A 17,850-nucleotide genomic window follows, 5' to 3' on the forward strand; every position below is an offset into this window, starting at 1 on the left:
TGGCAGCTCGTTGGGCTCATAACCCAAAGGTCACAGGTTCGAGTCCTGTCCCCGCTACCAAAAATAAATCTTATATTATATAAGATTTATTTTTTTGTATAAATTTAAACTTTTATTGTTTTAACGACTAATTACATAACATATAATAAGGAGATAAATTATGAGAATAATATCTGAAAATAATGTATGTGAAAATAGACCATACGTTAATTTAAAAAAATTATCAGTAAAGACCTCTCTAAGAGTAGCCTCTATTGATGAACTTGGATTTAAAGGTACTTATATAATAAATCAATATACACAATCATTATGTAAAAATGAAAATTATACTTCCCAATATAGTAATGGAATTGAAAAAGTAACTTTCTATACATCTGATTTAAATGAGATGTTATTAGTTGACATTAATTACTCATTTAAAACTGGTGCTAGTTATTCTAAATTTAAGGTTTATTTAATTTTAAATAATATCAAATATGCTCTTCCTTTTAATTACTTTGAAGATATCTATAGAAATTGTATGGATATATTAGCTAAAGAAGTAAATGATAATGAAGAAATAAATTATATAAAAGAAAGCTTTAATAACTTAAAAAAAAAGAAATATCAGTAGATATTAATTTAAATTTAGAAAGACTTAAAGAATTTAAAGATAAAGTAGATTTTAAAAGAAATGTTCGTTATTTTGTAATTAATAATATAGCATCATCTATATCTAAATATGATATAAAAAATAAAACTAATAAAATAAAAGTTACTGATAAAGTAATAAGTGTTAAGACATAATTACAAAACTAGACTTTATGAGTTTATAAACCCTACTGATAATACCAATATGGTATCTTTAAAAGAAACTGATATTATTTGTGATTTAGGTGATGAAAATACTTTCCCAACTGTTAATATATATACTAGCTATGGACTTGGAAAATTATTAGACATAAAAAATAATGTTGTTCCATCAACTAATACACTATCATTATTTGCTAATTTATTAGACTTAGGATTAAATGTCTTAAACTAAGAAAAGGTATGTATCAAAATAAACTTTGATACATACCTTCTTATTTATTTAATATATTTTTTTACTTACGTTTTCTAATTTTTATTCCTGCACCAATCATAACTATAGCTGCAACTAATATTGGCATGCTTGCTCTTCCACCTGTATTAGGAAGCTTATGATTATTATTTTGTTTTTCACTTGGATTAGGTTTTACATCTACTGAACCATCATCCTCATTATTTTTATCATCTGAGTCATTGCCTCCATCATTTTTATCATCAGAATCCCCTGGGTTTTCTGGATTTTCGATATCAGCTTCTGTTACAGTTATTTCCCAAGTTACTGTTGCCGAACCTGAATTTATATCTGCTGTAACTATAGTAGTTCCTGGAGATTTAGCTATTGCTTTTCCATCAACTACAGTAACAATACTATTAGCTGCTGAAACAAAATCTACTGACTTAATAACAGCATCTTCTGGATTAACTGTAAATTCTAATTCTTGCTCCTCTCCAACCTTCATTTCGTAGTCTTCATTATTTGTAGTTGCACTTTCTACTTGAATAACTACTCCATCTTTTGTTACTTCCACATAACAATATACATTAGCTTGTCCATTATCTACTGATGCTTTTATATAAGTTATTCCTGAATTAACAGCAGTAACTACACCATTTTCATCAACAGTTGCAATATCATCGCAGAATGATTTCCATGTAACTTTTCCTGTATAAGTTTCTGGGCTAAGTGTAACACTTAATTTATCACTTTCTCCAATCTCTAAAGAAAGATTTCCCTTATCCAATGAAACAGATTCTAATCTAATCTCTAAATTATATCCAATATTATCTAATATATCATCTAATGTTCTACCTTCATAAGCTTCTTGTGCTTACCTTCTGCCACTTGTTCATTGTATTGTCCAAAATTATATACAATATAGTCCATATCATATTGATTAACTACACCATCAAAGTTAAAATCTACTGGATTTACCTTATAATCAACGTTTTGACCATAATACTTTTCAACTTCTAAAGCATCTAAGATATCTACCCATCCATCACCATTTACATCTCCTGCTGCAATATATCTATAGAATTCTGAACCTAATAAATAGTATACCTTTGAAACTGTTTCACCATCTATAGTTCTATATGGAATAAATCTTGCTTCTTTTCTGAAGTGTCCTGGAAGCGCACTAACTACCGTATACTCTTCTTCACTTACAGGAAGATTAACTGCTAAGTATATAGCCATAGTATCATCATATTCTACTTCATATTTATTTCCATTGTTATCTTCAACCCATATATACTTATCTAAATCTTCAGTATAAGAACCTATTGTAAGTGCTTCACTAAATCCTTCGGCTAATTGACTTACAAATATTGTTGAAGTTGTTGGAACTATATCCACCCCTTCATAAGTTGAGTTAAAGGACATATCTGCATAATTTCCATCCTTATCTTTGATTTCTAAGCCTTCACATTGTATATATTCTCTATAGAATTCGCTTTCACTATCATAAGTTAATTTAAAATCTGCATCTATTATTCCATTAGTACCTGAAATATTAACTGCATTTCCATCTTTATCAATAACTGAAAGTTTTATCTTAAGAGCTTTAATAACTGTCCCAGTTATGCTCTTTTCTATATTTACAGTATAGTTATTTTCATCTAATATTTTTTGAAGCTCACTATTAACTCTTAAATCTAAAAGTTCAAAGCCTTTTGCATAAGATAAAGTCATATCAAAAGTGCTACCTTCAGATAAATTATGAGTTGTAACTGTAGCTGTAATAGTATCATTTAATGACATTTCATCCTTACTTAATGTTACCCCTGTATATGGAGAACCTTCCTTAACAAAGAAGTATCTTGGTTGCTTAAATAAGTTTTGTGAGGTTGCTACATCTATCGGCATTGGTGAAAATTCATACACTTGTCCATACCTTAAATCTGATTTTTCTATACCAAATTTAAAATCTCCATTTTCACTTATAGGTAATGATAAATATGGCATTCCATTTACAAATCCACTTATTATTATATCAGAAGCATCTGTTTTATATCCCATTTGTTGAAGTTCACTTATACTATTATCTGTAACATTGCCATGAATCCAGAAAACTTCATATTCTTGACCTAAATACTCTTCAGCAGTGTACATATCATCACTTATTTCATATACCCCACCTTCTTTTTCAAGTGTCATTTGAGCATCTTCATTATCTATTAGTATATTTTTCTCAACTACATATACATCATCCGTTTCCAAATCTTTTGCTACAAATTCAATTATATATTTTCCGTCTTTTAATGATCTTGTAATATTTTCAGTTACTTTTCCATCTTCCATCGGGAAGTATGCTGCTCTAGAATTTAAAGCATAAAAGCTAAAGCTTGAACCACCAGGTACGTTAGAAAAATCTGCTGTTCCTAAGTATCCAAATACTTCTTTAGTTTCATAATCCTTAACGTATAATGCTACTGATTTTAAAGGAGAAGAAACTGATACTGTTGCAGTTGCTCCTAAAATCTTAGCAAAATGCATCATTTCTAAATCATTACTTACTGCTGGTCTTGAAAGTTCTATTGATTCAATTCCTGGTACTACATACGTTGAAGAAAAAGGAAGTACATACTCTTCAACTTCATCTGCTGAATTTGTTAATATTACATATCCTTCATATCTTCCCACTTCTGCATCTTTTGGAAGATTTATAGTTGCATCAAAATTAACAGACTCTCCAGCATTAACAACTATATTTTCTGGTACACTAACTGTCACGTTATTTAATTCTGCATTTTGAGCTAATTCATCTTCACCTAAGTATCTTACTGTAACATTAAAGTTCTTGCTTTCAGTTCCATTATTATCTACTTGAATTGGTAAAGATTTTTTAGAATCTTCATTGCCTTTTCTTATTCTGTCATAAGATAATGAACCTGTAATATAATCTATTTCTATTTTTTCTTCATTTTCATTTAAGCTATTAGTTGTATCTAATACCTTAACTGCAATATCAGAGTGAACTGCTTTGTAAGCATTTACTCTTCCTGCGCCCATTGCATTAATAGCATAATCATCAGCTAATTCATCACATGTGTTCATCAATGCAACTTTAACATCTGAAGCTGATAATTCTGGATTATTTTGAAGCATAAGAGCTACAACACCAGCAACATGAGGAGTTGCCATTGAAGTACCACTTATTCTTGAATATGCTGCACTATAATCAATCCCATCCTCTGGACTATTTATATATTCTGGATAAGTTGAGAATATAGATACACCTGGTGCTACTACATCTGGTTTAATAGTTTCATCAGACGATGGCCCTCTTGAACTAAAATCAGCTAATAAATCAGCTTCTGTTGCAGTATATCCATTAACTTCAAAGCTTAATTTAAATGGTTCTTCACTATCTGCAATAGCTTCTTTTAAAGCTTGTCCATCTTCCATTGTTATTCCAACACTATGAAGAGTATCTACTGCTTCACCTAAATAAACATTTAACTCTGCATTTTCAATATTATTAACTATAATTACAGCAACTGCTCCTGCATTTTTGGCATTTGTAAGCTTTTCAACGAAAGTAATTTCTCCTCTATCTATTAAAAGAACTTTTCCATTTATATCAAGTTCTTCAAGTTGATATTCGTAACCTAAGCCACCATAAACAACTTCAAACTCTTGATTTATAAATGTATTTAATCCTTCATAATTTTTACTAAGTAATCTACCACTAACAGAACTTCCATTTAAAAGAGAAACATCAAAAGTTTCTAATTTAATAGCTGTACTACTAGCTCCAACTGAAATAGCTAATGGTGATGTTCCTGGAGAACCTAAGGTAGAAAATTCTGGTCCTGCATTCCCATTAGCAACTACTGGAATTGTTCCTGCTAAAGCTGCATTATTACAAGCTACTGATGATGGATATAATGGATCAATAACAGATATTCCTAATGATAAGTTTATTACATCCATTCCATCCTCTACAGCTTTTTCAATACCAGCTATTATATCTGAACTTGAGCCCATTCCATATGGTCCTAAAACTCTATATCCATATAAATCAACATTTGGTGCTATACCAGTTACTGCAAATTCACTTTCTGTATTGCTTCCTGTTGCTGCTATAGTTCCTGATACGTGTGTACCATGAGATGTATAATAGCTACTTTCACCATAATATTCAACTTGTCCGCTATTTTTCCAATCATCATATGTTGTTTCCATAGGATCATTATCATCATCTACAAAATCATATCCACCTTTATAGTTAGCTTTAATATCTGGGTGATTATAATCAATCCCTGTATCTAATACACCAACTTTAATCCCTTCTCCAGTTATTCCTTCTGCTCTAAGCTTATCAACTCCAATTAAAGGAGTACTTGATACCATTCTTGAGCTTAAATCATAACTTTCTACTTCAGTAACAAGGCCTTCTGGTTCAGTCATAGCAACTTCATCTTTCCAAATTGCTTTAACTACACCACTCTCTAATAAAGCTTCAATATCTGTTCCTTTTACCTCTAGTGCTACTCCATTAAAAGTGTTATAGTATGAATGTTTTATTGAATAACTAGCACTTCTTTCTTTTGTCATAGATGCTAAAAATTCATTAAACTTTTGATGGTCATTATTAATTTCATTTTCTAATGAATATGTAGCTACTCCATTATTTTGTTCCATAGCTTCTATTAATGGTAAGGATTTGAATTGGATAATTACTGATTGATATTCGTCTGTAGTTATATCAACTCCATCCTTTATTGGATTTTCCTCCAATTTAATCTCTAAAGAATTAGAATATAAACTTTCTTTTTCTGAATTTACTAATTCATTAAAAATATCCTTTAATTCCTCTCTTTTCGAATTTGCTAATACATTACTAGGCATCATTGATGATACTATTAATGTTGCTGCTAATGAACCACTTGCAAGCCTTTTCCCCAAATTATTACTTGCTTTTTTGTTTTTTTTCATTTTTTATCCCCCTTTTTATTCTATTTTTTACCATCTTTTAAAAGAATATCAATCTTTTTCCTCTTTGTCAATATTAACACTCTGCTATTTTATTATTTTATTTTTTATTAAATTATTACATTTTATCGTATATTATTTTCATTATATTAATATTATATATTTAATTTTATTGAAATAAAATTAAATATATATACAAAAAGCAATGTCAAAATATGACACTGCTTTAAATCTATAAATTAAATCTTAAATATTTTATTGCTTTTTTTATTAAATTCTCCTAAAAATATATTTTATTTTTATATTTTTATCGATATTTTTTACAAATAATTATTTTATAATATGTGATAATGCTTCTTCTTTTGATGAAAAAATAAATTTTCCTATATTAGATTCCTCTACTGAATATGCTCCATTCCAAAAATCACAACTATTATCGCTTATAAAAAATATTAATCTAATATTATCTTTTTCTAATACGTTTTTCACTGTTAGTTCTAATAAAGTTTTTCCATCTGCTTCTACTAAGTAATATTTATCTCCTACATTTATAGCTTTCATTTTTATCACCTCTTTTCTCTACATACTTATATTATTCAAATTATTAAAATAGGGACAGTAAATAAATTGTTTTTTAACACATCTATTTACTGTCCCTTTAAACTTTTTATTATATTTTCATATAAACATTTATTTTACTGTCTATTAAAGTATTCTATACCATCACTAGGTTTAAAATATGTTCTTATGTATCCATCTGATGATACAAATACAATTTCATTTTTATTAACATCATAATATATATCATCTCCATCTTCTGCTTCTATTTTATGTTTAGAAGATGATGAATTAATAACTTCATTTGCTCCTCTTAAGTATTCTTCTTTTGTGTCATAATCAAACTCATTTCCATGTTTTACAAAATGCTCTTCCCACATAGTTTCATTTCTAAATTCAAGAGAAACATTAGTTTGTTCATTTCCAAAGCTTGTACTTAAATCTTGCCAGTTAATTTCTATATTAAATATTTTACCTAAAAGTAAAACTAAAACTACTAATCCAGTTGCTATAATGCTTCTAAATGTTTTTTTATTTCCACTTCTTTTATTATCATAGCTATGGCTTTTATAGTTATTATCTTTTTTAACATTACTTATATTATTAACTTTGTCATTATTATTAACTTTGTCATTATTATTAACTTTACTATTTTTATTTTCTTTTCTACATTCACTACATCTTTTAGGTAGCTCTAATTTTTTCTCTTTAAAAAATTTAATTTCCGAATCTGATAATACAAATTCTTTTCCACATTGCTTACATTGTTTCTTTATCACTGTTATCTCCTCTTAAATTTATTTAGTAACATAATTATATTAACATATAATTTGTAAAAACTCTATAAAGTAAATATTGTATATATATATTAACAAGAAATTTTCTCATAATATTATTTTTTATGTAACATATTTGTTTTTCTCCCATAATATATACTATAACTAATGATTAATAATAAAAAACAAAGGAGAAATAATTATGTATAATGATTTTGAAAAAGTAGATTGTTCATGTATGGAATTCGTTGCTGTTGACGATACTTGTGCTACTTCATTTAATAATACTGTTACCTTTTGCTGTTCAGCAAACTTACCAACTAACTTTCACCTTAATACACTTGCAACACCTACAATTTTATATGATTTAAGTGCTTTATTTTGCAAAATTGAACCATGTTGTAATGCAAGTTGTTGTAATAGATATAATATAAGAGTAGTAGGTTCTATTCCATTTATTATAAATGCACCTATTCCAGTAGCTACTGCTGCATCTCAATGTACTACTCCAACAGGCTCTTCTATATATTTATCTGCTATATGTAATGCACCTGTAAATAATGTTGTTGATAATGTATGCACTTATGAAGCAGCTATTGAAGCTTGTGCAATTTTAAGATTAAAATTAAGAAGCTGTAGTTGTGTACGTGCAACTGTTAACACACCTACTAGAGATCAATGTTCAGTAAAATTCACTGGAACTTTTACATTTCCAAATACTTCTGATCCAGCAAGTGTAACTTGTTCTGCAGCTGGTGTAGTTGCAAGCGATAGTTCCCTATAATAGATTAATTATTTTTTAACTATAAATTTTTAAAAAGGAGTTATATAGGATTTAATAATTTAATTAAATCTTATCATAGCTCCTTTCTTTAATTTTTAATAGCTTATACATATGTTTTATAAATAAACTATTTTCTTATTAATTACCATTTTTCTTTAAGTACTAGTATCTTTATTTATATATATCAATATATTTTAAAACATAAAGTGTATCTCGCCATATATAATGACTGTATAACTAAGCACGTATTTATCTCACTCTTCAATAAAACTTAACATTACCTCATTAAACTTATCTTTTTCATCATAAAAGACTCCATGACCACTATTTTTAAATTTTACTAGCTTAGAATCGTTAATAAGATTTTTTTGTGCTTCTGCTAAAGAAAATAAACATACTTGATCATGTATACCATGAATAATTAATGTTGGAACATCTATTTCTTTAATATCTTCAAACAACTTTTCTTCATTAAGCCAAGTATTAGCAACCTCTGCAGTAGCCCAACTTGCTGCTTGGAATCCTAATTGCAAAAACCATTCCATAAACCACTTACTATGTCTTTTATAAAAAAATGTATCTCCAAAATCCTTTAACATTTTAGGTCTATCATTATATGTTCCTTTTATTATTTCCTCAACTGCTTCTCTTCTTAATCCATAAGGAAAATATGAACGTTTAATTAAACTTGGTGCTGCTGCCCCACAAAGTATTAGTTTATCTACGCCTTTTCCTTTATGTCTTGCCATATATCTTATAGCTATAGCTCCTCCTGTAGAATGTCCTAATAATGTAAAATTACTTAACTCTAATTGATCTACTACAGCTTTAACATCATCACTTAATGTATCGTAATCATATCCACATGTAGGTCTATCTGATTTACCAAAGCCTCTTTGATCTAAAGCAATACATCTAATTCCCTTTTGTATTAAATAATCATATTGATACTCAAATAGTTCATGGCTTCCTGGCCATCCATGTAAAAAGATAATTGTCTTATTTCCATTTTCATTAATATCTTCTACATATACTTTAATTTTCGACTCCACACTAATATAATAACCCATAATTTCACTCCATAAAGTATTTATTAATAAGTTATTCCTAAATACATAGTAATGTTCTTTTGAGCATATTAATCTTCTATTAATACTAATTTTGCAAGCATTTTTATTATTACTTATATGTTATAAATCTTCTTTAATAAAAAAATCATTGCTAAAAAATTTTTAGCAATGATTTATGTTATACATAGTTTACAGTAGTAAACATTCCACCAACACCTGGAGCACCATTATTTGTTACATGATGTGGCATATGACAATGCATTGGCCAAATTCCTGGATTTTTTGCTATAAACTCAATATCCCAAGTTTCTCCTGATGCTACTAAAATTGTATTTTTATAAATTTGTGTTTTTCTTCTTATTGGAAATCCATCCGCTCCTACTACTTTAAACTGATGTCCATGCAAATGAATTGGATGATGATGCATTTGTATATTTCCAAATCTAACTCTAACTGTATCCCCATATTCTACTGGAATAGGTTTAGTTTCTGGATAACACTTACCATTCATTGTGAAGAAATTAAATTCTGGCATTTTAAATGTTAAATCATAAACTCCTGGATTAATATCTGCCCAAGGTAATTTATCTACAGCCCACTCTTGTAATAAAATTAAATAATCCTTATAATGTTTTCTCTTATTATCCTTTGGATCATTAACAATTATTCCACCTAATAAACCTGCATTATCCTGTACCATAACATCAACATGAGAATGATACATATATGTTCCTGGTGGATTATTAATTTTAAACTTATAATCAAAATACTCATTAGGTTCTATATAAGGTGAATCTTCTATAGGTGGTACACCATCCATATTATTAGGTACCTCTAACCCATGCCAATGTACGCTAGTTCTCTGAGGTAGCTTATTTATTACTCGTATACATACATTATCCCCTGGATCCACTATAATAGTTGGGCCAGGAACAGATTCATTATATCCCCATGCCTTTACATATAATCCTTTTATAAGTTCTAATTTAACTTCTTCTGCTACTAAGGTAAAGTATTTAATTCCATTGCTGTAGTCAAATTCTAAATTATTTATTCCCGGTGTAATAACCACTTTAAACTCCATTATTAATAATGCTATCTTAATATATTTTATTATATATTAAGCAATTTTATATTTTATTGTATTAGAAAAATTTGAAAAAATTTTATATATTCTCACAAAAAATAAAAATTTTGTTTAAAGACCCAATAAATTAAAGTATAATAAATATGTATTAAAATTTCCTAGTATAACTATAAATTCTTAATACAAAAGTATAAAATCAAAATATTTAGTACAAATTATTTAATTTATGAGAGATTATTGGAGGTACAAAAATGTATTATTTAGGAATTGATGGTGGAGGTACAAAAACTCGTTACCTTCTTGTAAACGATAAACTTGAAAGGGTTGGAGATTGTGAAAGTAAAACTATTCACATTCATCAAGTTGGGATAAATGGTATAAAGGAAGAGATAACTACTAATATATCTAAGTTATGTAAAGAAGCTAATATTGAAGCAAAGGACATTGCATTTGTATTTGCTGGTGTTCCTGGATATGGAGAAAGTCAAGAGGACAAGCTAAAAATAGATGAAGCTATTAAAGAAATAATGACTGTTCCATATATGATAGATAATGATGCAGTTAATGGTTGGGCTGCTGGTACAGCTTGTAAACCTGGAATAAATATGGTTGCTGGAACAGGAAGTATAGCTTATGGAAGAAATGAATCTGGTAAATTAGCAAGATGTGGTGGCTGGGGTCCTGGAATTGGTGATGATGCTAGTGCATATTGGATAGGTATTAGAACAATAAATGAATATACAAAACAAAAAGATGGAAGAAATGAAAAAACTGTTTTAGTTGATATTTTAGAAAAAGAATATAATATTAGCTATGATTTTGAAATTGTTGACATAGTATTTAATAGGTTAAAGCAAGATAGAACACAGCTTGCTGGATTCTCTAAAATATGCTTCTTAGCAGCAGAAGCAGGCTGCCCAGCTGCAAAGAGAATATTTGAAGAGGCAGCAGAAAACCTATTTAAACACATAAAATCATTATCAAAAACATTAGAATTTACAAATGATTTCGTAGTTTCATATACTGGTGGAGTATTTAAAGCTGGACGTCATATATTAGAACCTTTAGCTAGAATGATTGAAGAAGCTGGCTTAAAGTGCAAATTACAAGAACCTGAATTAGAACCTTGGAATGGTGCTGCACTTTTAGCATATAAGCTAGCAGGAAATGAAATTCCAGTAAACTATAAAGAAATTATGGAAGGCTAAAATATAGAAAAAAGAAGTATCAACTTAGATACTTCTATTTTTTTATATTTATTTTTAAAAGCCAAAAAATTATTTGATAAAATATATAATATTTGAAAAATTATCACAAACTAACTATATATCTTTTATTAAACTATTAGGTGGTGATAATTATGAAAAAATTTTTAGAATATCTTTTCATTGTTGAAGGAATCTTATTTGGGATAATCGGTATTTTATTCTTTTTAAATCCCTTTAGCACTTTTGCAAATTTTATTAATATTTGTGGAGTATTAATAATTGTTGCTGGTATATTTGCTATTATTAGATCATTTTCTTCTGTTAATAATGTCTTTTTAATTGTAAATGGTACAATTTCAATTTTATTTGGTTTGCTTTTATGTTTCTCTCCTGTTGAAACAATTGATACACTTACTTTATTTTTCGGCATATGGGCAATTATTAGATCACTTTACCTATTTATCATGGCAATTAAGTATAAAAACTTAGGATTAAATTTTCATACTGTTTATATTATTATTTTATTTATTTTAGGATTATTAATATTATTTAATCCTTTCGCTGCTATTTTAGCTACACCTTATATTATTGGTACCTTCTTTATAATTTCAGCAGTATGTGAAATTTATTTAGGATTTAAAATATAACTTAAAAATACAAAAAAGAGTAGTAACGCGATGCTTTACTACTCTTTAGTTTAAATCCTCATATATTTTTAATAAAACTTCAATCATCTATACTTTTAATTAAAACCATTTATCAAGTGATTTATTAAAATAATGTGGTGAAAATTCTGTAATTTTATACTCTTGTATCCCATTAATTTTAAATGGTTCATTGGATAAATACTCCTCTATTTCTTCAAGTAACTTTGATTTCATTATAAAAATTCCACCACTCATATCTGATTTAAGACCAGACATTAATATTAATCCTGAATCCATTGCTTTTTGAGTATAAGCCATATGTATTTTCATTATTTCATCATTAATTTTATCTTGATTTGTTATTATTCCTTCTACTATAAAATACTTCACTTTATTCACCGTCCTTAAATTGCTTTTTTATATATAATACATCAATAAAAATTAATTTTATATACATTTTTATCAATAATATTTATATATTTTTTATTTTTTAAAATACTGATATAGAAAAATAGAAATCTAATATAATTCACTTAATGCTTAATTTCAAAATATATTAAATCTTAAATTTTACAAAGTAAAAAGAGTTAGTAAAATACTAACTCTTTAAGTATAGAAAGTTTATACAACAATTATCTATTTCTCATAGCTTCTTAATAACCGTATATAATGATTTGCCTCTCTTAATACATGATCTGCAAGAAGCGGTAATATTATAGATTTTATCTCACAATCAATTATTCCTTTTGCACCAGCTTTCTTAAAATCCCTTAACTTAATTGTTTCTGTTAATATTTCATTTGTAACACTAGCCATTGTCATTTCAGTCATATTATCTGCCTTTTTAATTAATTCACCAAATTCACCTGCAAATTTATTTGAAGTATTTATTAATTCATCTTCACCAGGATCAAGTAATCCTCTAATAAACAAGGAATGCTCCATCATAATTTGATTCCAAAAAAGCTCTGTTTTTTTTATATCATCGTTATCTATATTCTCATTATTTTCAATCTTTTTTATATATAAACGATATAATTTGGCCTCTCGTATTATATGTTCAATAAGTAATGGATAATTTCCAGTAAACAACTTACAGCATAACATTTCATCTAAAATTTTTATTTTAAATTCTATTAGTCCATCTAATAGTTTTATAGCTCTATTATTAATACTTTTTACACAGTTAACTACTTTAGTATCAATATTACTAGTAGAGTTACACTTCAATTCTTTCTCCATTAGTGTTATCTTTGAGTTAATACCTATTCCTGTATAATAACTTGTCTTCTTTTCTGCATTTAAAGTAAAATCAGTAAAAATTTCTCCAGAGTCTAATATAGATTTTCTAATTCTTTCATTACTAACTCTAAGTGTATCTAATAAAAGCTTTTCAAAACTTATCTTGTAGTTATCAGCCTCTTTAGACAATTTCGTGTTTTTAGACGTAAATCCCGCCTCTAGAAACAAAGAATGCTCCTTCATAATCCTACCAAAAAAAAGATGTAATTCTAGTGATGACACAACATACTTTTCTTTACTTATCATAATTTTACCCCATATAATTTTTTTATATTATACTCTTTATAAAACCATTATGTTCCTTTATCTGTTACTCTTCTTATTTTATATACCTCATTAAATAAAAAAGAGCTAGCTTTTACACTAACTCTTAATATAACTCTACTATACAACTTTAGTAGTCCACTCTTCACAGTTCCATATGTCTGTTACAACATCTCTATAGAATTCTGGTTCGTGGCATACAAGTAATATACTTCCCTTATATTCTTTTAAAGCTCTCTTAAGCTCTTCTTTAGCTTCTACATCTAAGTGATTAGTAGGCTCGTCTAGGATTAAGATATTTGTTTCTTGATTTATAAGCTTACATAATCTAACCTTAGCTTGTTCTCCTCCACTTAGTACACATACTTTACTTTCTATATGCTTAGTAGTTAAACCACATTTAGCAAGAGCTGATCTTACTTCATATTGAGTCTTTGCAGGGAATTGTTCCCAAACCTCTTCAATACAAGTATTATAGTTTGCTTCTTTTATTTCTTGTTCAAAGTACCCTATTTGTTGATATTCACCTAAATTAGCTTCACCACTTAAAGCAGGAATAGCTCCCATTAAGCTCTTAAGTAATGTAGTTTTACCAAGACCATTTGCTCCTACTAAGGCAATTTTTTGTCCTCTTTCCATGTATAGGTTAAGTGGCTTAGTTAAAGGCTCATTATATCCAATTACTAAATCTTTAGTTTCAAAGATAACCTTACCTGAAGTTCTTCCTTTTAAGAAATTAAATTCTGGTTTTGGTTTTTCTGCTGCAAGCTCAATCATTTCCATCTTATCTAGCTTCTTTTGTCTAGCTTTTGCCATACCACTGGTTGCAACTCTTGCTTTATTTCTAGCAACGAAGTCTTTAAGTTGTGCAACTTCTTGTTGTTGTCTTTCATAAGCTGCTTCTAATTGTGCCTTATTTGCTTCATAGATTCTTTGGAATTCATAGTAATCTCCAACATATCTTGTAAGCTTTCTGTTTTCCACATGATAGATTAAATTAATAACTGAATTTAAGAATGGAATATCATGTGATATTAGAATAAATGCATTTTCATAATTTTGTAAAAATCTCTTTAACCATTCAATATGTGCTTCATCTAAGTAGTTAGTAGGCTCGTCCAGTAATAATATATCTGGATTTTCAAGTAAAAGCTTCCCTAATAATACTTTTGTTCTTTGTCCACCACTAAGTTCAGTTACATCTCTATCTAAACCAACATCTAAAAGACCTAACCCCTTAGCTACTTCTTCTGCTTTAGCATCTATAACATAAAATCCATTATTATCTAACATGTCTTGAATAACAGCAGTTCTTTCAAGTGCCTTATTCATTTCATCTTCATCCATTTCACCCATTCTTCCATAAAGCTCATTCATTTCAGCTTCCATGTCAAATAAGTATTGGAATGCACTTCTTAGTACGTCTCTTATACTTAATCCTTTTTCAAGTTCAGCATGCTGATCCATATAACCAACTCTAACTCTGTTGCTCCAAATAACTTTACCTTCATCTGGCATTAACTTACTTGTTATTATATTCATAAATGTAGATTTACCTTCACCATTAGCTCCAATTAACCCTACATGTTCACCCTTAAGTAATCTAAATGATACATCTTCAAAAATCGCTCTATCACCAAATCCATGGCTAATATTTTTAACTGTTAAAACGCTCATTCATTATCCTCCGTTTATCAAAAAAATAAGGAGTGATTTTTTATCACACCTTATTTATTATACATTAAATTTAGTCAAAATAAATAGAAATTTGTTTCTATTTTTAGTAATCATACTCTCTTGTATTTTCACAAAGTGAAATTTTAAGTACATCATTTTCTACAGTTTTCTTATATGAACATAAAAATTCATTTAATTCATTATCTGCTAAGTCAATTTTCCCTTCACTTTTTAAAATAACATTGTGATCATCTAAAAGTATAGTAAGATTGTTTTTTTCATTTTTTATACTATATTCTGTAGCGCCTTTTACCTTAAGTCTACTTTTATATTTCTCTTGGAAACTTAATGTTTTTCTTGCTTTTTCATAATCTGCTGGATTTGTAGAAATATTATTTAAACCTAAAGCTTTAAGTTGTTCTTCAAAACTAGCAGTGTCTATGCCAAACCTTTCCATAAGTTTAGTTTGCATTTTTAAAAACTTATCTTGAGAAATATTATTTTTCTCCATGTAGGCTCCTATTTCCTTAGAAAACTCTGACATAGTAAGTTTTCCTTCTGCCATTTTATAATATAGTGAATATATATATGATTCAAAATTATCTACATCTTTATCATTAACCTTATTTTTAAGCTCATTAAAATCAATTATCTTATCCATATTCTCTCCTCCTAAGCTCATTCCTTTTATAAGTATTATATACTAAAAGTATATGTTTTTCTACAAAACTATACTACCAAATCTACCTTTTAAATAATAAAACTGTAAAAGATTTAACTCTTAACGTCCATCCAAATTGCATCATACATTTGAAGTTCATCTTGAGTTAAGTATTTATATCCTTCACATTTATCCATAACTTCTTTAGGCATATACGCACCTGGATTATTTTTTACGCTATCTGGTTGTTCTTTCATAGCTTCCTTATTTGGGGTTGTATATCCTATTTCCTCAGCTATTCTATATGCACTATCTTTAGCACATAAGAAATTAATAAATATTTCTGCTGCATCCTTATTAGCAGTTCCTTTTGGAATAACTAAAGAATCTATCCAGAAATTTGCCCCTTCCTTAGGTACAATATATTCTAAATTGTTATATTCATCTGCTAAAGTTAATCCTTCACCTGACCATATCATAGCAATAGCTCTTTCCCCTGATATCATTAAATCTTTAACATTATCTGCTCCATAAATAGTTCCTAATTCTTTTTGTTCTATTAAAGCTTTTTTTGCTTCTTCAAGCTCTGCTGAATTTGTACTATTTATTGAGTATCCTAATTTTTTAAGTGCCATCCCTATAGCATCTCTTTGTGAATCTAGCACAAATATCTCATCTTTATATTCTGGGCTCCACATAGCTTCCCAACTATCAATAGGTTCTTTTATTATATCTTTATTATATATAATTCCTATTGTCCCATTCATATATGGAAGTGAATATACATTTCCTTGGTCAAAGCTTCTATTTAAATTATCTTCTGAAAGTTGTGTCCAATTTGGTATTTTATCCTTATCTAGTTTTTCTAATCTATCTTCAGCAATTAATCTTTCAACCATATAATCCCCTGGTACTGCTACATCATATTGAGTTTTACCTGAAATAAGCTCTTGATACATTGCTTCATTATCATCAACAAAAACTTGATTAACCCCTATATTATATTGTTCCTCAAATTCTTCTATAAGACCTTCGGCAATATTCTCTCCCCAGTTTAAAAAGTTAATAGTAGTTTCATATTTCTTTTCTCTACATCCTACAAATAAGTTTACAACAAATAAAGTACTAATAAGCATAGCCATTAACTTTAATTTATTCTTTTTCATAAAGTAGTCTCCTCTCTAGCTTTCATATATTTAATTGTATTTATAGTATTATACTACCATTTTTAACAATAATACTAGTTATAGATATATATTGTACTATATTTTTTCAAATAAAAAAGCCCTTAAGGGCTTTTATTAATAATCATTATTTTAATAGTTACTACAATATGTTCTAAAGTATATCTTGATTTACACCCATTATATATAAATTTCTAAAATTATTTTATTGCTATTGCTTCAATTTCTATAACTGCATCTTTAGGTAATTTAGCAACTTCAACACAGCTTCTTGCTGGTTTACTTTCATTAAAGTATGTTCCGTAAACTTCATTTACTGCTGCAAAATCATTTAAATCCTTTAAGAAAATAGTTGTTTTAATAACATTTTCTAAAGATGTGCCAGCCTCTTCTAAAATAGCCTTTACATTTTCCATAGATTGTTTCGTAGCCTCTTTAATTTCAGTTGCTAATTCACCAGTCTTTGGATTTAGCGGAATTTGCCCTGATGTATATACTAAATTTCCTAAACTAACGCCTTGTGAATATGGTCCAATTGCACCTGGTGCATTATTTGTATTAATTATTTCTTTTTTCATTTTTCTCCCTCCTATAATTTTAATTATTGCCTTATACAAATATAAAT

The 17,850-nt window shown here is 28.0% G+C and carries 17 protein-coding genes and 1 tRNA gene (1 of these 18 running past the window's edge); 6 read left to right on the plus strand and 12 right to left on the minus strand.

The features are described 5' to 3' along the window. The 3 genes from HMPREF0216_RS13735 to HMPREF0216_RS17810 form a co-directional block, all read left to right on the plus strand. Positions 1–60 (plus strand) — tRNA-Met (locus HMPREF0216_RS13735); it begins 43 nt to the left of the window's first position. A 100-nt stretch (positions 61–160) separates the two neighbouring features. Beyond that, a complete protein-coding gene (locus tag HMPREF0216_RS17805) occupies positions 161–613 on the plus strand; it encodes a hypothetical protein (protein ID WP_005215420.1) in 453 nt (150 codons plus the stop codon). A 159-nt stretch (positions 614–772) separates the two neighbouring features. After that, the gene (locus tag HMPREF0216_RS17810; RefSeq protein WP_005215422.1) at positions 773–1,024 is read left to right on the plus strand and encodes a hypothetical protein; all 252 of its coding nucleotides are present in this window, start codon (positions 773–775) and stop codon (positions 1,022–1,024) included. A 61-nt stretch (positions 1,025–1,085) separates the two neighbouring features. Here the strand turns inward: HMPREF0216_RS17810 and HMPREF0216_RS13745 are convergent, their stop codons facing one another. The 4 genes from HMPREF0216_RS13745 to HMPREF0216_RS18290 all read right to left on the minus strand — a co-directional run bounded on the left by HMPREF0216_RS13745 (position 1,086) and on the right by HMPREF0216_RS18290 (position 7,344). Next, a complete protein-coding gene (locus HMPREF0216_RS13745) occupies positions 1,086–1,811 on the minus strand; it encodes an Ig-like domain-containing protein (RefSeq protein WP_005215424.1) in 726 nt (241 codons plus the stop codon). Between the two features lie 56 nt (positions 1,812–1,867). Then, positions 1,868–6,010, minus strand: coding sequence for a S8 family serine peptidase (locus HMPREF0216_RS17975; RefSeq protein ID WP_005215426.1), 4,143 nt, complete (start codon positions 6,008–6,010; stop codon positions 1,868–1,870). Positions 6,011–6,337: 327 nt separating this feature from the next. Further along, positions 6,338–6,568 carry a hypothetical protein gene (locus HMPREF0216_RS13755; protein WP_005215428.1) on the minus strand — a complete coding sequence of 77 codons (231 nt, stop codon included), beginning with the start codon at positions 6,566–6,568 and terminating at the stop codon, positions 6,338–6,340. Positions 6,569–6,702: 134 nt separating this feature from the next. After that, positions 6,703–7,344, minus strand: a complete 642-nt coding sequence (locus HMPREF0216_RS18290; RefSeq protein ID WP_005215430.1) for a zinc-ribbon domain containing protein — start codon at positions 7,342–7,344, stop codon at positions 6,703–6,705. A 199-nt stretch (positions 7,345–7,543) separates the two neighbouring features. Here HMPREF0216_RS18290 and HMPREF0216_RS13765 point away from each other — a divergent pair, with 199 nt between their 5' ends. Then, positions 7,544–8,125 (plus strand): hypothetical protein, encoded by a 582-nt coding sequence (locus tag HMPREF0216_RS13765; RefSeq protein ID WP_005215431.1) that lies wholly within the window; start codon positions 7,544–7,546, stop codon positions 8,123–8,125. Between the two features lie 254 nt (positions 8,126–8,379). Here the strand turns inward: HMPREF0216_RS13765 and HMPREF0216_RS13770 are convergent, their stop codons facing one another. Both HMPREF0216_RS13770 and HMPREF0216_RS13775 read right to left on the minus strand, forming a co-directional pair. Next, a complete protein-coding gene (locus HMPREF0216_RS13770; protein ID WP_005215433.1) occupies positions 8,380–9,195 on the minus strand; it encodes an alpha/beta fold hydrolase in 816 nt (271 codons plus the stop codon). A gap of 178 nt (positions 9,196–9,373) precedes the next feature. Beyond that, positions 9,374–10,267 carry a multicopper oxidase domain-containing protein gene (locus HMPREF0216_RS13775; protein ID WP_040420023.1) on the minus strand — a complete coding sequence of 298 codons (894 nt, stop codon included), beginning with the start codon at positions 10,265–10,267 and terminating at the stop codon, positions 9,374–9,376. A 266-nt stretch (positions 10,268–10,533) separates the two neighbouring features. On the opposite strand from HMPREF0216_RS13775, the gene HMPREF0216_RS13780 reads away from it, so the two are divergent. Together HMPREF0216_RS13780 and HMPREF0216_RS13785 are read left to right on the plus strand one after the other, a co-directional pair. Further along, complete coding sequence (locus HMPREF0216_RS13780) at positions 10,534–11,490, plus strand: N-acetylglucosamine kinase (RefSeq protein WP_005215436.1); 957 nt, start codon at positions 10,534–10,536, stop codon at positions 11,488–11,490. Between the two features lie 152 nt (positions 11,491–11,642). Further along, positions 11,643–12,137, plus strand: coding sequence for an HdeD family acid-resistance protein (locus tag HMPREF0216_RS13785; protein WP_040420025.1), 495 nt, complete (start codon positions 11,643–11,645; stop codon positions 12,135–12,137). 99 nt (positions 12,138–12,236) lie between these two features. On the opposite strand, the gene HMPREF0216_RS13790 is transcribed toward HMPREF0216_RS13785, so the two are convergent. From HMPREF0216_RS13790 to HMPREF0216_RS13815, 6 genes are all read right to left on the minus strand, one after another. Then, the gene (locus HMPREF0216_RS13790; RefSeq protein ID WP_040420026.1) at positions 12,237–12,527 is read right to left on the minus strand and encodes a YciI family protein; all 291 of its coding nucleotides are present in this window, start codon (positions 12,525–12,527) and stop codon (positions 12,237–12,239) included. Between the two features lie 246 nt (positions 12,528–12,773). Next, positions 12,774–13,685 (minus strand): DUF2935 domain-containing protein, encoded by a 912-nt coding sequence (locus HMPREF0216_RS13795; protein ID WP_005215450.1) that lies wholly within the window; start codon positions 13,683–13,685, stop codon positions 12,774–12,776. A 138-nt stretch (positions 13,686–13,823) separates the two neighbouring features. Then, complete coding sequence (locus tag HMPREF0216_RS13800) at positions 13,824–15,380, minus strand: ABC-F family ATP-binding cassette domain-containing protein (RefSeq protein WP_005215454.1); 1,557 nt, start codon at positions 15,378–15,380, stop codon at positions 13,824–13,826. Between the two features lie 103 nt (positions 15,381–15,483). Beyond that, positions 15,484–16,041 (minus strand): DUF3867 domain-containing protein, encoded by a 558-nt coding sequence (locus HMPREF0216_RS13805; RefSeq protein WP_040420028.1) that lies wholly within the window; start codon positions 16,039–16,041, stop codon positions 15,484–15,486. Between the two features lie 113 nt (positions 16,042–16,154). After that, positions 16,155–17,207 carry an ABC transporter substrate-binding protein gene (locus HMPREF0216_RS13810; RefSeq protein WP_005215457.1) on the minus strand — a complete coding sequence of 351 codons (1,053 nt, stop codon included), beginning with the start codon at positions 17,205–17,207 and terminating at the stop codon, positions 16,155–16,157. Between the two features lie 218 nt (positions 17,208–17,425). Continuing rightward, positions 17,426–17,803, minus strand: a complete 378-nt coding sequence (locus HMPREF0216_RS13815; protein ID WP_040420030.1) for a RidA family protein — start codon at positions 17,801–17,803, stop codon at positions 17,426–17,428. Between the last annotated feature and the right edge of the window lie 47 nt (positions 17,804–17,850).

Origin of the sequence: Clostridium celatum DSM 1785, from assembly GCF_000320405.1 — a bacterium.
GTDB lineage: Bacteria > Bacillota > Clostridia > Clostridiales > Clostridiaceae > Clostridium > Clostridium celatum.

What these genes read in the sequence shown, in the direction of transcription:
- HMPREF0216_RS17975 (WP_005215426.1), bottom strand. Translation starts at nt 6,010, where the DNA reads ATGAAAAAAAACAAAAAAGCAAGTAATAATTTGGGGAAAAGGCTTGCA.
- HMPREF0216_RS13755 (WP_005215428.1), bottom strand. Translation starts at nt 6,568, where the DNA reads ATGAAAGCTATAAATGTAGGAGATAAATATTACTTAGTAGAAGCAGAT.
- HMPREF0216_RS13770 (WP_005215433.1), bottom strand. Translation starts at nt 9,195, where the DNA reads ATGGGTTATTATATTAGTGTGGAGTCGAAAATTAAAGTATATGTAGAA.
- HMPREF0216_RS13805 (WP_040420028.1), bottom strand. Translation starts at nt 16,041, where the DNA reads ATGGATAAGATAATTGATTTTAATGAGCTTAAAAATAAGGTTAATGAT.
- HMPREF0216_RS13815 (WP_040420030.1), bottom strand. Translation starts at nt 17,803, where the DNA reads ATGAAAAAAGAAATAATTAATACAAATAATGCACCAGGTGCAATTGGA.
- HMPREF0216_RS13810 (WP_005215457.1), bottom strand. Translation starts at nt 17,207, where the DNA reads ATGAAAAAGAATAAATTAAAGTTAATGGCTATGCTTATTAGTACTTTA.
- HMPREF0216_RS13765 (WP_005215431.1), top strand. Translation starts at nt 7,544, where the DNA reads ATGTATAATGATTTTGAAAAAGTAGATTGTTCATGTATGGAATTCGTT.
- HMPREF0216_RS17805 (WP_005215420.1), top strand. Translation starts at nt 161, where the DNA reads ATGAGAATAATATCTGAAAATAATGTATGTGAAAATAGACCATACGTT.
- HMPREF0216_RS13800 (WP_005215454.1), bottom strand. Translation starts at nt 15,380, where the DNA reads ATGAGCGTTTTAACAGTTAAAAATATTAGCCATGGATTTGGTGATAGA.
- HMPREF0216_RS13795 (WP_005215450.1), bottom strand. Translation starts at nt 13,685, where the DNA reads ATGATAAGTAAAGAAAAGTATGTTGTGTCATCACTAGAATTACATCTT.
- HMPREF0216_RS13785 (WP_040420025.1), top strand. Translation starts at nt 11,643, where the DNA reads ATGAAAAAATTTTTAGAATATCTTTTCATTGTTGAAGGAATCTTATTT.
- HMPREF0216_RS13780 (WP_005215436.1), top strand. Translation starts at nt 10,534, where the DNA reads ATGTATTATTTAGGAATTGATGGTGGAGGTACAAAAACTCGTTACCTT.